We start from the raw sequence: 14,428 nt of genomic DNA on the forward strand, positions 1-14,428 counted from the left end.
ACCATGGACACCGCGAAGCACGATGACGCCACGGCGACCGCGATCATCGGTCAGAAGGTCCGGCCCGGCCTGGAGCGGGAGTACGAGACGTGGCAGGAGAACGTCAACGCGGCCGCCTCCCGGTATCCCGGGGCCCTCGGCTCCGAGATCTCCCCGCCGACGCCCCTGCAGCCCGACTGGGTCACCGTGTACCGCTTCGACTCGATAGGCAATCTGCAGACGTGGATCAACAGCGCCACGCGGCAGCAGCTCCTCGACGCCGGCAGCAAGTACTTCGACGGTCCCGCGACCCAGCAGGTGGTCAGCGGCGGCACCCGCCCGGCGGATCCGCTGGTGACCGTGGTGGTCACCCACCGCGTCCACCCGAATTCCGAGGACGACTTCCTCGCATGGCAGCGCCACATGAGCGAGGAGGAGAGCAAGTTCGAGGGATTCCGCGGAACCGAGGTCTTCCGCCCGGTCGAAGGACTTCAGGACGAGTGGACCACGCTGTACCGGTTCGACAACGCCGAGCACCTCGACGCCTGGCTGACGTCGGCCAAGCGGCAGGAAGTCCTGCAGGAGGGAGAGAAGTTCAACGAGTACAGGATGCGTACCATCGACAACTCGTTCGGCAGCTGGTTCGCCTTCGAGGAGAACGACAAGGAAGCGCCGCCGCCCTCGAACATCAAGACCGCGATCGCGGTCTGGGTCGGCCTGTACCCGACCGTCGTGCTGCTGGCCCTCGCCATGTCACCGCTGAAGCTGCCGATCTGGATCGGGCTGCTCATCGGAAACCTTCTCTCCAGCCTCATCATGAGCTTCTTCACGATGCCGTTCTACGTGAACCCGCTGCTCAAGCGGTGGCTGCGGCCCTCTCCGGACGAACCGCCGAGACGGACCAACCTCATCGGCCTGGGGATCGTCACCGCACTGAACCTGTTCTGGGTCGTCGTCTTCTACCTCATGACGACCCAGATCTGGCACCTGCCCTGACCCGGCGGACCACCACGCCGGCAAACCCGCGGTTCCGCTACGGCAGCAGGCCCGCCGGGAGGTATTCCGGGAGGCCGCCGAGGGCGTGCGTGGTGGCCTCGGCGATCAGGTCCCGGATGGGGTCCCGGTCCACCACGGAGGTGCCCAGGCGGGTGGCGACGTCCTTGCGGAGCGTCGGGAGCAGGGCGTAGAGGCGGTCGCCGGGGCAGGACGTCGAGTTGAAGTCGCGGTGGCCGTAGATCTCCGAGGCGGCCAGTCCGTACTGGCGGCAGATGTGGGCGCACAGGTCCGCCAGCGCCGCGAACTGCACCGCCGGCGGGTCTTCGGTCATGTACGTGCCCTCGTTCTCGATGCCGATCGACACCGTGTTCTGCCCGATGCAGTGCGCCGCACGCACCTGCCGCGTGCCGGTGCGGAGCTCCGCGAGGCTGCTGTGGCGGCCCTCCAGGACGAACGCCCCGCGGCTGACCGTGAAGTGCTGCCCGGTGTCGATCCAGCCCTGGGCGTCCATGTGGTACGTCTGGATCGCCTTGGCCAGGGCGAAGGCACGCTGCTGCGAGTAGTCGGCCACGTTCGCCGTGGCCGTGTGGTGGACGATGATCCGCTCCGGGCGGTTGTCCAGGATCACCACGGGCTCGGACGCGGCCCGCGCCCCCCAGGTGGCGCAGCTCAGGATGTCCGGTCCGGCAGCGGCGGCGTACGCGCGGCCCGCCGGGAGCAGGGGGAGTGCGGATCCGGCGGCCAGGGCCAACGCGCCCGTGACCACCGCCCGGCGGGTGAGGTGCGCTGCGCGCGCCGGTTCCTGTTGCTGCACGGAGGAGGTCATGCCGTGCCCTTTCCGTCGGAGGCTGTTCATTTGAAGGGGCTCCGCCCGCCGGAGCGCGCAGGACACACCGACGGGCGGCACATTCACGGTCCCGGACCTCGATCCGGGCCGTCCGGGAGGCGCCACGGGGTGAGCGGGGACGGCCATCCGGGTGCGGCGCGGGCCGCGTCCGGCGCTGCGGCCGGGCCGGGTCTCACATCCTGGGCGAGGGAGGGCCGCCGCAGGTCCCTCGTCCCACTCAGCCATGCAAGGAGTACGGGATGTCCTTCGACGCCGTCGGACGCTTTCTGGCCGCTCTCGACCCTGACCACCGGGAGGTCGTCGAGGGCAGCCCGCGTGAGGAGCAGGAGCGGCTCGCCGCGGCCTGGGAGGAGGAGCTGGAGCGCGACACCGACATCGACATCCTCGACGAGCTGTCACCGCCGGCAGCGGAGAGCGAGGCGGCGCGGCGGGTGATGGAGCGCCGTTCCCGGTAGCCGGACCCGGGGCCTCGCACTCCGCGGCACGCGGAAGGCGGGGCCCGCCGGTCACGGGTCCCGCCGCCCTTTCAGGTTTCCCTCAGGGTCAGACGCGGTCGGCTGCGATCAGGAGGTACTGGAACGAGCCGTCCTTGTAGGAGTTGATGAACGCCTCCTCGATGCCGGTGACCAGGGAGGAAGTGGCCCGCAGCTCCCAGTAGGGCAGGGTCGCCGGAGTCAGGTCGATGACGGCCTGCGGTACGAGACGGTTGTCGGCCATGGCCCGCATGTACTGCCGGCGGGAGTGGATGTTGCATTCGAAGTGCGCGTTGATCTGGGAGACCCACTTCGAGGGCTGGCCGTAACGGGGGTTCCAGCAGCCGGTGATGGTGACGTAGCGGCCGCCGACGGCGAGCACGCGGGAATGCTCCGCGAACAGGTCGTGCAAGTCGACGTACATGCTCGACTCGTTGTTCCACGAGGCGGCGGCCTGCCCGGTCTCGAAGGGCGTGTCGAGCATGTTGCAGACGCGGGCGCGGACGGAGTCCTCGATGCCGAGTTCGAGGGCGCGCTGGTTCGCGAAGTCGGCTTGCTTGGCCGACAGCGTGACGCCTTCGACCTTGCATCCGAACCGCTGATGGGCCATGACCATGGATCCGCCGCGGCCGCAGCCGGCGTCCACGAGCGTGTCGTCGCGGCCGATGGAGCCGAGGTGGTCCAGGAGCACGTCGGCCTGCGCCGACTCCAGGCGGTGGAGCTCGGCGATCAGCCTCTTCTCGTATGCGCTGTCGCTGCTGTCGCCGAGGGCCGCGTGGTCGATGTCCCCGATGCCGTAGTGGTGGTGGTAGAGACCGTCGACATCTCCGAGACGCAGGTTCACCGGCCGGGCCTCGTGGTCCCAGTACCGGGCGATGTCACCCTGGTAGGGCGTCGCCGGGGCAGGGATGAACGTGGAGGCGGGGGCCATGGTGAGCTCGGTGTTGGTCACAGATGAATCCGTCCTTACCAGAAGTCGGGCAGGCTGTAGCGATAGGTATTGGTCTGGTGCCAGTAGTGGTTGCCGTCGACCCACACGGCAACGCCCTTCAGGAAGCGCAGCACGATCGGGACGGGGCAGGCGGCGGCCAGGTCGGCGGCCGCGGCCTCGAAGGCGTGCATGAGGTCGTTGTGCACCTCGACGGCCTTCAGATAGGCCTCGCGAACGGAGACGCCTTCGCGTTCGGCGATCACCACGGGCAGGTTCAGGTGCCGGCCGGGGCTGGCGAGTTCCTTGGTGTAGGAGTACAGGTCGTTGACGATGGTGGTCGCGTTCCCGGCGAGCGCGATGACCCGTTGCATGGCGGGCTGGGCATGCAGGTCCGCCGGCAGTTCGTAGCCGCCGACGGTGTCGGTGATGGTGGGGCAGGGGCGGAAATTGTTGAACTGCCGCATCGACAGGTACTCCCACACCTCCGGCACGTAGTCCGTCTCGGCCCAGGCGGCCTCGGCGAGGTACCCCAGGTGCAGCCGGGCCATGTCGTGCCGGAACCGGTCGGCCTGGGAGGGGGTGGCCTCCCGGCCGAAGTACTCCATGGCCGACCGGTAGGCGCGCCGTGGCGCGTCGGAGTGGAGTGACTCCGACCAGTGCGGCTGGTATTCCGTCGTCGTGTGGAGGGGGTCGAGGGCGGTGTGCGCCAGCAGCAGGCGTCCGCCGAGGCCGACGGGCGAGCCCCCGTGGTCCTCGCAGTAGCAGTCGTCGACCACGTTCTCGGCGACCATCAGCCGGGCGGCGAGCATCAGGTGCTCGACGGTGGGCGCGTCCGGGTGGCAGGCGACCATGTAGCGGCCCACGGAGAAGCCGTCGAACTGGTCCTCCCACTCCGGGGGGTACAGCTCGACCTCGTCCACCGCCCACGCCTTGATCCTGCGACCGACCTCCTCCACCCGTACGGGGTCGGGTTTCGGTACCGGATGGTGGTAGAGGCCCGGGATCGGACGGCCTGCCGCCGGGGGCGCCTGCGCAGGTGCGGGCGGCTCCGCGCGGCGCGCCAGGGACAGCCCTGCCGTGCCCAGGCCACTGGGGCCGCGCAGGATCCGCTCCAGGGCAGGACTCGCTGTCCGCGCGGGGACCGGAGGTGCGGTGGGTACCGCCACGGCGGGTGCCTCAGGTACGGCGGGTACCGGCACGGCGGCCGGGGGCAGGGTGGGCAGGCCGATCCCGACGGCTTCGACGCCGCGGCCGTGTCCGTGGGCCCCGAACCGGGCCGCGGCGGCAGGGAGGCTCGACTGCAGAGGGGAAAGCCCGGGATCGGGCATCCGTGGCTCCTTGGTGAAGTGAGGGGACTGTCCCGGATCCCGGGCATGCCCGGCCGGCCGGGACAGTCCGGCCTGTCGTTGCCGTCCTACGGGTCCTAGTCCTGCCTGCGGGCGATCTGGACGTTCTCCAGCACGCCGAGCGCGTCGGGCACCAGGATGGCGGCGGAGTAGTAGGTGGAGACCAGGTAGGAGATGATCGAGCGCTCGTCGATGCCCATGAACCGCACGGACAGGCCGGGCTCGTACTCCTCCGGCAGACCGGTCTGGCGCAGGCCGATGACGCCCTGGTTGTCCTCGCCTGTTCGCATCACCAGGATCGAGGTGGTGTTCTCCTTGCTGATGGGGATCTTGTTGCACGGCAGGATCGGGACGCCGCGCCAGGCCGGGACCTGCTGTCCGCCGAGGTCGACGTGGTCCGGGTAGAGCCCGCGGGAGTTGAACTCGCGCCCCATCGCCGCGATGGCCTTGGGGTGGGCGAGGAAGAGCTTGGAGCCGCGGCGGCGGCAGAGCAGCTCGTCGAGGTCGTCCGGGGTGGGCGGGCCGGAGTGGGTCTGGATCCGCTGCTTGAAGGCGGCGTTGTGGAGAAGGCCGAACTCCCGGTTGTTGATCAGCTCGTGCTCCTGGCGCTCGCGCAGCGCCTCGATGGTGAGCCTGAGCTGCTCCTCGGTCTGGTTCATCGGCTCGTTGTAGAGGTCGGCGACCCTCGTGTGGACCCGCAGTACGGTCTGGGCGATGGAGAGTTCGTACTCGCGCGGGTGGAGTTCGTAGTCGACGAAGGCGCCGGGCAGCTCCGCTTCGCCGCGGTGGCCGGCCGACATCGCGATCTCGGCCTCGCCGTGCTTGTTCTGCCGCTGGTGCGGGAGCGAGCCGAACTGCTGGATGTGGGCGTGGAGGTGCGGCGCCGAGGAGAGCACGGCCTCGAAGTCGGCGCGGGACAGGGTGAGCAGGGTGCCGGAGGTCGCGGCGGTGGCGGTGTAGTCCCACGTCCCGCCGCCGTCGAGCAGGGCGTGTTCGCCGAACCGGTCGCCGTCGGCGAGTACGGCGACGGCGACCTCGTCGCCGTACTTGCCGACGGAGGTCTGGTTGACCCGGCCGTGGGCGATCAGGTGGATCCGCTCGGCGGGGGTGCCGCGCTCGACCAGTACCTCGCCGACACGGAAGTCACGCTGGACGCACCGGCCGGCGAGCTCGGTCAGCACCTCCTCGTCGTCGAAGCCGCGCAGCATGGCGAGTTCGCCGAGCTCGCGGGGGATCACCCGGACGTGGGCGCCGTCCTGGACGAACTCGATGCGGCCGTCGCCGACGGTGTAGGTCAGCCGGCGGTTCACCCGGTAGGTGCCGCCCTTCGTCTCCACCCACGGGAGCATCCTCAGCAGCCAGCGGGAGGTGATCTCCTGCATCTGAGGGGCGGACTTGGTCGTCGTGGCAAGGTTGCGTGCAGCTGCCGTGCCCAGGCTGGTCTGCCGGGGCGGCTCAAGCTGCGCCTCCGGGCTGGTCTCCACGGTCATCGGGCAGGCTCTCCTTCGTAAGGGCGGTGATCGGCGCACGCGCGCACGCCACCGGTGAAAGAAGAAAAAGGGGGGCGGATATCCGGGCAATCCATCCAGATCCGGGAGCACACTAACTGTCAGTTCGCCACAGCAGCCCCTTCAGCCAGCGGCATTACCTCGATACGGCGATCTTGTCCCGCGAGGCGTTTGGAGACCCGTCCGACGACTTCCGGACACGGTCGAACACCTGTCCCCCGGTCGGGTCGGTGCCACTGCCGCTTCCCGCCCGGTGGCGGCGAGCGGCGGATGACGAGTGGCGCCCCAGGCATGGATCCCGGGGCCGGCGGGCATGTGGTTCCGTGCGGGCGTCGGGGCGCTCGTTCGCCAGCACGCCCCCGACACGGGGGCCCTGCGAGCCCTGGAGCGGTGAGTACGGATGAACACCAGCCCCGCGGACGGCGTGACACCCCCGCCGCCCCCTTCCGGCCGGGAGCCCGAGGTCTCCCGCCAGGAGTTCGACGCGCTCTTCGCCGCGGTCCGCACGTGGGGACGCTGGGTCCCGGCCGACCGCGGCGCCTGGAACCGGGTCACGCCGGACCACGTGCGGCGCGCCGCCGCCCTGATCCGGTCCGGGACCGCGGTGCCGCTGGGTCTGCCCTGGGACACGCGGCCCGGCCCGGACAACCGCAGGCCCGCGTTGCACTACATGTCCGATCTCGGCGACGTGGAGGCCCCGGAGCCCGCCACGTACAAGGACTTCATCGCGGTCGACTACCACGGCAAGGCCGTGAGTCACCTGGACGCACTGTCACACATCGCCTACGCAGGGCGGCTGTACGAAGGTCGTCCGGCGCGGGAGGCCATCGACGCCGCGGGCACCCGCTTCGGCTCCGTGGCGGCGCTCGGCCCCCTGGTCACGAGGGGCGTGCTGCTCGACCTGCCGGCCGCCCTCGGGGTCGACTGGCTGGAGCCCGGGCACGCGGTCCACGCGCGGGACCTCGCCGCCGCGGAAAGCGCACTCGGCGTGAGGATCGACGACGGCTGCGCGGTACTGCTGCGCTCCGGCCGCTTCCGGCGCAGCCGGGAACTCGGGCCCTGGGACTCCGACGCCGCGAGCGCGGGCTTGCACGTGGACGCCGTGCCGATGCTGGCCGAGCGCGCCATCGCCCTGCTCGGCGGGGACGGAGACAGCGACCTGCGCCCCTCGCCGGTCGAGGGCGTCCACTCCCCGGTCCACGCCCTCGCCGTGGCCGCCATGGGGGTGCCACTGCTGGACAACCTGGAGCTCGAAGCGCTCTCGACCGCGTGCGCCGAGGCGGGGCGCTACGAGTTCATGATCGTCGTGACCCCGCTGAACGTGCCCTGCGGTACCGGTTCGCCCGTCAACCCGGTCGCGATCCTATGATGCGTACAAACGGGTAGGAATATACTCAGAAGGCACTTGCTCGGTGTAAGCGCCCCGGTGCGGCCGCGGGCGGCTCGGGAAGGGGAAGTGATGCGTATGGGGGCCACGGGAGAGCAGATCGGCCCCGCACGCTCCCGTGAGCGGTTCCTGGTGGGCGAGCCGATTTCGGGAGGGGTGCGCAGCCCGATCCTGAACTCCTGGCTGCGCTGCCAGTCGCTGGGACTCTCGCCGGACCAGACCGAGCTTCCCTACCGGGACGATTTCGATCCGGACAGCCGGCTCGTCCGGGCGGCCGGACCGGTGCTCGACCAGCTGGCGCACCGGTTCGCGGGCAGCCAGATGAACGTCTCCCTCGCCGACGGGAACGGAACGGTGCTCCAGCGCCGCTTCGGGGAGCCCACCCTGGCCCGCACCCTTCCTCCCATCCAGAGCGTCCCCGGGTTCGTCTTCGCCGAGCGGTTCGCGGGCACCAACGGCATCGGTCTCGCGCTCGCCGAACGGCGGCTCGTCCAGGTCTACGGGGCCGAGCACTTCGCCCAGCGCTCCCAGTCGAACGCCTGTTCCGCGACGCCGATCCGCGACCAGCTGAGCGGGGACATCGTCGGCGTCCTCTGCTTCGGGTACCCCCACGGCTTTGAGCACCCGGCACTGCCCGTGCTGGTCCGCCGGGCGGCCGAGACCATCGAGCGGCGGCTGATGGAGCAGCGTTCCGAGCGCGAGCGCGCACTGCTGCGGGCGTACCTCGACGCCGGCCACCTCGCCCACGACGGCGCGGCTCCCGGAGACGGGCCGCTGATCGGGCTGGACGAGCTCGGCGACAGCGGGCTGGACCGCAGCGACCAGCTGATCCTCAAGGATCGGGCCACCGACCTCATCGGCTCGGCCCAGCGGGCCGCCGTCGAGGTGTCCCTGCCCCACGGGCGGGGGGTCACGCTGCTGAGCAGCCCGGTCACGAGCCGTTCCGGGGTGGAGGGCGTCGTCGTCGAGGCCGTGTTCAGCGGCGGGTGGCCGGCGGCGCACCACGTCTGCGGCCCGACCCGCGCCGGACCTCCGCCGGACCACCCGCCCCTCCCCCGGCCCGGTGCCGCGGGCGCCCCGGACGCCGCGGAGACCCCCGGCAAGGTCAGAGGACTGGTACTGGTCGGCGAGCCCGAAGTGGGGAAGTACGCCATCGCGGCGCGCCGCCGCCTGGAGCTGCTGGCCGAGGCCAGCACCCGTATCGGCACCACCCTCGACGTGACCCGCACCGCCCGGGAACTCGCCGAAATGGCAGTCCCGCGCCTGGCCGACTACGTCACCATCGACGTGCCCGAGGCCGTGCTGCGCGGTGAGGAGTCCGCCGATCCCCGGAGCGAGCTGCACCGCACGGTGGTCCACGGCATCCGCGAGGACTGCCCGTTCTACCCCGTCGGCCAACGAGTGGAGCTGCGCGCGGGCACTCCCCACATGCGGTGTCTGGACAGCGGGCGGGCGGTGCTGGAACCCGACCTGCGCCATGCCGTCGGCTGGATCGGCCAGGAACCCGCGCACGCCCGGCGGATCCTCGCCCGCGACGTGCACTCCCTCGTCTCCGTGCCGCTGCTCGCGCGCGGCGTCCTGCTGGGGATCGTGAGCTTCTACCGTTCGCAGGACCCGGCGCCCTTCGGGGACGACGACAGCTGGCTGGCCCAGGAACTCGCGGCCCGCGCCGCCCTCTGCATCGACAACGCCCGGCGCTACACCCGTGAGCACAGCCTGGCCCTGGCCCTGCAGCGCAGCCTGCTCCCGCACGGCATGCCCGAGCAGGGCGCCGTCGAGGTCGCGCACCGCTACCTGCCCGCGGAGTCGGGGGTGGGCGGCGACTGGTTCGACGTCATCCCCCTCTCCGGCACCCGCGTCGCCCTTCTCGTGGGTGACGTCGTCGGCCACGGCCTGCACGCCGCCGCCACGATGGGCCGGCTGCGCACCGCAGCGCGCAACTTCGCCGAACTGGAACTCGCCCCCGACGAGCTCCTCACCCACCTGGACAACCTCTTGGTGCGCCTGGACCGGGAGGAGGGCGGCGACAACGACTCCGGCAGCACCGGCATCGTCGGCGCCACCTGTCTCTACGCCGTCTACGACCCCACGTCGCGGCAGTGCACGATGGCCCGCGCCGGCCATCCCCCGCCTGCGCTGGTCCATCCCGACGGGGGCGTGACGTTCCCCGAGCTGCCCGCCGGACCGCCGCTGGGCCTGGGCGGTCTGCCCTTCGAAACGGCCGAGATCGAGCTGCCCGAGGGGAGCACGCTCGTCCTCTACACCGACGGACTCGTCGAGGACCGCCATCGCGACATCGACGTGGCCCTCGACCAGCTGACCCGCGCCCTGGGCCATCCCGGCCGGACGGCGGAGGACACCTGCCAGGCGGTCATCGACGCCGTGGCACCCGACCACCCCGGGGACGACATCGCGCTGCTCGTCGCCCGCACCCGTGCCGTGCCCGCCGACCGGATCGCCACGTGGAACGTACCGGCCGACCCGTCCCTCGTCTCCGGCATCCGGGCCGCCGCCACCCGGCAGCTGACCGACTGGGGGCTGGACGAGCTCACGTTCGCCGCCGAGCTGATGCTCAGCGAGCTGGTCACCAATGCGGTCCGCTACGGCACCGAACCCATCCAGGTACGCCTGGTCCACGACCGCACCCTGATCTGCGAGGTCTCCGACGGCAGCAGCACCGCCCCGCACCTGCGGCGCGCGGCCAGCACGGAGGAGGGCGGACGCGGTCTGTTCCTCGTCGCGCAGCTCGCCCACACCTGGGGCACCCGGTACACCACCCACGGCAAGGTCATCTGGGCCGAATGCGCCCTGGACGCGGCCTGACCGTCATGCCTCCCCCGGTACCGGACACTCGACCATCGGAGGCACAGAAGCCGACATATCACTCATGTCGCTATAACCACCAGTAGCATCACCGATGTCCTCATCGCTTCAGGAAGAACCTCCCCAGGCGGCCCCGGAGAAGTCCGTGCATGACACTCCCGTCACCTCGACGCGCCCGCCCTCGGGCTCCGGCGGAGAACCCCTCGTCCGCATGCGCGGACTCCGCAAGCGGTTCGGCGGCACCCTCGCCCTGAACGCCGTCGGCCTCGACATCCACGGCGGCAGCGTCCTCGCGCTCCTCGGCCCCAACGGCGCCGGGAAGTCCACCCTCATCAAAGTGCTCGCCGGGGTCCACCGAGCCGACGAGGGGGAGGTGACCGTGGCGGGGCACCCGCTCGGCTCCGACGCGGCCCACCGCGCCATGTCCTTCATCCACCAGGATCTCGGTCTGGTCGAATGGATGACCGTCGCCGAGAACATCGCCCTGGGGACCGGGTACCCCCGCCGCCGCGGCCTGATCTCCTGGCGGCAGACCCGGGAGCGCTGCGCCGAGGCGCTGCGGATCGTCGCCGGGCACCTGGCCGCCGACGCCCGGGTTGCCGACCTGGCCCCCGCCGAACGCTCACTGGTCGCGATCGCCCGCGGCCTGGCGAAACAGGCGGAGCTGTTCGTCCTCGACGAGCCGACCGCCACCCTCCCGGCCGCGGACTGCGCCCGGCTGTTCGGCGTACTGCACGCCCTGCGCGACCGGGGACACGGAATCCTGTACGTCAGCCACCGCCTCGACGAGGTGTACGAGGTCGCCGACACGTTCGCCGTCCTGCGCGACGGCCGGCTCGTCAGCCACGGTGCCCTCGCCCCGTACAGCCCCGCCCGTCTGGTGCGCGACATCGTGGGCCGCGAACCGGCCGGCCGCCCGCCCTCCGCCGTGCCGGCGGCTCCCGGCGTGCCCGCCCGCCGGCCGCCCGTCCTGCGCCTCGACGGTGTGACCACCGAACGCACCCGGCCCGTCAGCCTCGATCTGCCCGAGGGCGAGATCCTCGGCATGGTCGGCCTGACCGGTGCGGGCCACACGCACCTCGGCCGCGCCCTCGCCGGCGGGCTGCCGCTCCTCGGCGGGCGGGCCGTGCTCGACGGCCGTCCGTACCGTCCGCGCTCGTTCGCCGCCGCCCTCGGCTCCGGAGTCGGCTTCGTGGCCGGCAACCGGCAGGAGGAGGGGGTCGCCGCGGAACTGACCGTACGGGAGAACTTCCTGGCCGATCCCCGGTCGGCCGGCGTGCCGGCGTGGCACTGGATCGCTCCGAGGCGCGAACGCGCTGAGGCCGCCGCCCTGATCGAGCGGTTCTCGGTGCGCCCCCGCGACAGCGAGGTGCCGATCGCCACCCTGTCCGGCGGCAACCAGCAGAAGGTGCTGCTCGGCCGCGGACTCCGGGTGAACCGTCGTCTGCTGATCCTCGAAGAACCGACGGCCGGAGTGGACGTCGGAGCCAAGGCATCGATCCACCGGCTCCTCGACGAGGCCCTGGCCGCCGGCCTGGGAGCGGTCCTGCTCATCTCCAGCGACTTCGAGGAGGTCGCCGGCGTGTGCCACCGCGCGCTGGTGTTCGGGCGCGGAAGCGTCGTGGCCGAGCTGTCGGGCGAAGCCCTGAGCGTCACCGAACTCACCCGCACCGCCTCGGCCCTGCCCGCGATCACCGGACCCGCGGAGGGCCGGTGAGCCCCTCGTCCCCGCGCCGGCGCCTGCAGGGTCACCGGCACGGGCATTTCATCGGCACGTACGGCCTCCTGACCCTGACCGTCATGCTCTTCCTGGTCTTCTCCCTGGTCCTGCCTGACACCTTCCCCACGCAGGACAACGTCTCCTCGATCCTCTCCAACCAGTCGATCCCGGCCATCCTGGCCCTCGGGGTGACGGTCCCCATCGCGAGCGGCAATTTCGACCTGTCCATCGGTTACGGCCTGGGCCTGGCGCACGTCCTGGTGCTGTACCTCATCGTCGACGGGGGCTGGCCCTGGCCGCTCGCCTGCCTCGCGGTCGTCGCGGGCATGGCCCTGGCCGGCGCCGTGAACGGGGTCATCGTCGAGTTCGCCCGCATCGACTCCCTCATCGCCACGCTCGGCACCGGCAGCATGATGTACGCCGTCACGGGCTGGATCACCGGAGGGGGCCGGATCGTCCCCGGCTCCGACGGTCTTCCGGCCGCCTTCACCGGCCTCTACGACTCCCGTTTCCTTGGCCTGCCGGTTCCCGCCTACTACGTCCTCGGCCTCGTCCTCGTCCTCTGGGTGGTGCTGGAGCGGCTGCCGTTCGGCCGCTACCTGTACGTCATCGGCTCCAACCCCCGCGCCGCCGAGATCATCGGCATTCCCACCCGCAGGTACTGCGTGTACGCCTTCGCCTCGTCGGGCACGGTCGTCGGCTTCGCCGGGGTGCTGCTCGCCGCGCAACAGCAGATCGGCAACCCGAGTGTCGGACTGGACTATCTGCTGCCCGCCTTCGTCGGTGCCCTGCTCGGGTCCACGGCGATCAAACCGGGCCGTGCCAACGCCCTGGGAACGCTGGTGGCCGTGGCCGTACTCGCCGTCGGGCTCGCCGGGATCGGGCAGCTCGGCGCCCAGTTCTGGGCGACGCCGCTGTTCAACGGCGCCACTCTGCTCATCGCGGTCGGGCTGGCCGGCTACTCGTCCCGCCGACAGCTGCGCACGGACCCCGCCCCGGCCGGCGGGCCGCCCGCGGCAGGGCCCGCCACGACGGCGGACGGCGCCCCGTAGACCACTCGCAGCGCACACAGCGTCAGGAGCACCGTGTACCGGAACCACAAGAGCGCCATCGCGGCCGCAGCCCTGCTGGCAGCGGCCGCCACCGCCGTCACCGGCTGCGGAGGCGGCCCGTCGAAGGCAGCCGGCCCCTCGGCCGCCGACTGCCCGGCCGTCCTACAGGAGGCGAAGGCGGCCGTTCAGCGTGCCGAGAGCACCGACACCTCCTGGAACGGCCCCACCGCCGGCCCCGCGGCGGTCCCCGGAAAGACGATCGTCTACGTGGCGCAGACCATGACCAATCCGGGCGTCGCCGGAGTCGCGAAGGGCATCAAGGAGGCCGCGCAGGCCATCGGCTGGAAGGTCCGGGTGATCGACGGGGAGGGCACCCCGGCCGGCATCCAGGCAGCGCTCAGCCAGGCCGTCACCCTCAAGCCGTCGGGCATCGTCATCGGCGGCTTCGATCCCCGGCTGACCTCGCAGCAGGTGGCGCGCGCCGAGCAGGCGGGCATCCCGCTCATCGGCTGGCACGCGGTCAGCGCCCCCGGCCCGAGCACGGATCCGCGGCTCTTCACGAACATCACGACGAAGGTGGAGGAAGTGGCGAAGGCCAGTGCGGACTGGGTCATCGCCCGGGCCGACGGCTCCGCCGGAGTCGTCGTCTTCACCGACGACTCGATCCCGTTCGCCGGCACGAAGTCGAAGCTGATCGAGCAGCGGCTGGCCGACTGTCCCGGTGTGAAGGTCCTGGCCCACAAGAACATCCCGATTCCGGACGCGAGCCGGCGCACCCCCCAGGAGGTGTCCTCGCTGCTCTCCCGCCTCCGGGACAAGTGGACCCACTCCGTCGCCATCAACGACCTGTACTTCGACGATGCCGCCCCGGCCTTCCGTGCGGCCGGGAAGCCCGGCGCCGGCCCGCCCTTCAACATCGGCGCCGGCGATGGCGACTCCTCCGCCTTCCGGCGCATCAACAGCAAGCAGTACCAGGCCGCCACCGTCCCGGAACCGCTCTCGCAGCAGGGCTGGCAGATCGTCGACGAATTCAACCGCGCCTTCGCCGGCCGGCCGGCCAGCGGCTACGTCGCCCCGGTCCACATCTCCACCGCCGACAACAGCGCGGGCGCCACCTCCTGGGACCCCCGGGGCTACCGGGAGGCGTACGAGAAGATCTGGCACGGATGACCGGCCCCGCGAGGGCGCACCGCCGTCGGGCGAGCGTGCTCCGCGGGCCGCGGGCCGCGGCCCGCTGTGCTTGCGCGAAAGCGCGCCTCACGGCCCGTGGCGGCGTCGGCACAGCCGCTTGTAACCCCTGGGCGGCACCGCCCGTCACATGCGTGCAACAGGGACTTTCTACCTTGGGTCCCACGGGATCGACCTG

11 protein-coding genes are annotated in these 14,428 nt (G+C 71.5%); 7 read left to right on the plus strand and 4 right to left on the minus strand.

Annotated features, from left to right (window positions below; genetic code table 11):
• Window positions 1-3: 3 nt before the first annotated feature.
• A complete protein-coding gene (locus ABTY04_RS09635) occupies window positions 4-975 on the plus strand; it encodes an antibiotic biosynthesis monooxygenase (protein ID WP_352212788.1) in 972 nt (323 codons plus the stop codon).
• A gap of 37 nt (window positions 976-1,012) precedes the next feature.
• Here the strand turns inward: ABTY04_RS09635 and ABTY04_RS09640 are convergent, their stop codons facing one another.
• Complete coding sequence (locus ABTY04_RS09640) at window positions 1,013-1,801, minus strand: peptidoglycan recognition protein family protein (protein WP_352212789.1); 789 nt, start codon at window positions 1,799-1,801, stop codon at window positions 1,013-1,015.
• A 260-nt stretch (window positions 1,802-2,061) separates the two neighbouring features.
• Here ABTY04_RS09640 and ABTY04_RS09645 point away from each other — a divergent pair, with 260 nt between their 5' ends.
• On the plus strand, window positions 2,062-2,277 hold the full coding sequence (locus tag ABTY04_RS09645) for a hypothetical protein (RefSeq protein WP_352212790.1): 216 nt from the start codon (window positions 2,062-2,064) through the stop codon (window positions 2,275-2,277).
• 88 nt (window positions 2,278-2,365) lie between these two features.
• Here ABTY04_RS09645 and ABTY04_RS09650 read toward each other — a convergent pair whose 3' ends face one another.
• The 3 genes from ABTY04_RS09650 to ABTY04_RS09660 form a co-directional block, all read right to left on the minus strand.
• Entirely contained in the window at window positions 2,366-3,247 is an 882-nt protein-coding gene (locus tag ABTY04_RS09650) for a geranyl diphosphate 2-C-methyltransferase (RefSeq protein WP_352212791.1), read from the minus strand.
• A 14-nt stretch (window positions 3,248-3,261) separates the two neighbouring features.
• Window positions 3,262-4,554: a family 2 encapsulin nanocompartment cargo protein terpene cyclase gene (locus ABTY04_RS09655; RefSeq protein WP_352212792.1), complete on the minus strand. Its 1,293-nt coding sequence runs from the start codon at window positions 4,552-4,554 to the stop codon at window positions 3,262-3,264.
• A 95-nt stretch (window positions 4,555-4,649) separates the two neighbouring features.
• Window positions 4,650-6,062 carry a family 2B encapsulin nanocompartment shell protein gene (locus ABTY04_RS09660; protein ID WP_352212793.1) on the minus strand — a complete coding sequence of 471 codons (1,413 nt, stop codon included), beginning with the start codon at window positions 6,060-6,062 and terminating at the stop codon, window positions 4,650-4,652.
• A gap of 418 nt (window positions 6,063-6,480) precedes the next feature.
• Here ABTY04_RS09660 and ABTY04_RS09665 point away from each other — a divergent pair, with 418 nt between their 5' ends.
• From ABTY04_RS09665 to ABTY04_RS09685, 5 genes are all read left to right on the plus strand, one after another.
• On the plus strand, window positions 6,481-7,449 hold the full coding sequence (locus tag ABTY04_RS09665) for a cyclase family protein (protein WP_352212794.1): 969 nt from the start codon (window positions 6,481-6,483) through the stop codon (window positions 7,447-7,449).
• Window positions 7,450-7,545: 96 nt separating this feature from the next.
• Window positions 7,546-10,290, plus strand: coding sequence for a SpoIIE family protein phosphatase (locus tag ABTY04_RS09670; protein WP_352212795.1), 2,745 nt, complete (start codon window positions 7,546-7,548; stop codon window positions 10,288-10,290).
• A gap of 145 nt (window positions 10,291-10,435) precedes the next feature.
• Window positions 10,436-12,007 (plus strand): sugar ABC transporter ATP-binding protein, encoded by a 1,572-nt coding sequence (locus tag ABTY04_RS09675; protein WP_352212796.1) that lies wholly within the window; start codon window positions 10,436-10,438, stop codon window positions 12,005-12,007.
• Complete coding sequence (locus tag ABTY04_RS09680; protein WP_352212797.1) at window positions 12,004-13,062, plus strand: ABC transporter permease; 1,059 nt, start codon at window positions 12,004-12,006, stop codon at window positions 13,060-13,062. Before ABTY04_RS09675 ends, ABTY04_RS09680 begins: the two co-directional genes overlap by 4 nt.
• A 33-nt stretch (window positions 13,063-13,095) precedes the next feature.
• Window positions 13,096-14,232 (plus strand): substrate-binding domain-containing protein, encoded by a 1,137-nt coding sequence (locus ABTY04_RS09685; RefSeq protein WP_502996597.1) that lies wholly within the window; start codon window positions 13,096-13,098, stop codon window positions 14,230-14,232.
• Window positions 14,233-14,428 lie beyond the last annotated feature (196 nt).

The organism is Streptomyces sp. NPDC097981 (assembly GCF_040302565.1).
In the GTDB taxonomy this organism is placed as follows: domain Bacteria; phylum Actinomycetota; class Actinomycetes; order Streptomycetales; family Streptomycetaceae; genus Streptomyces.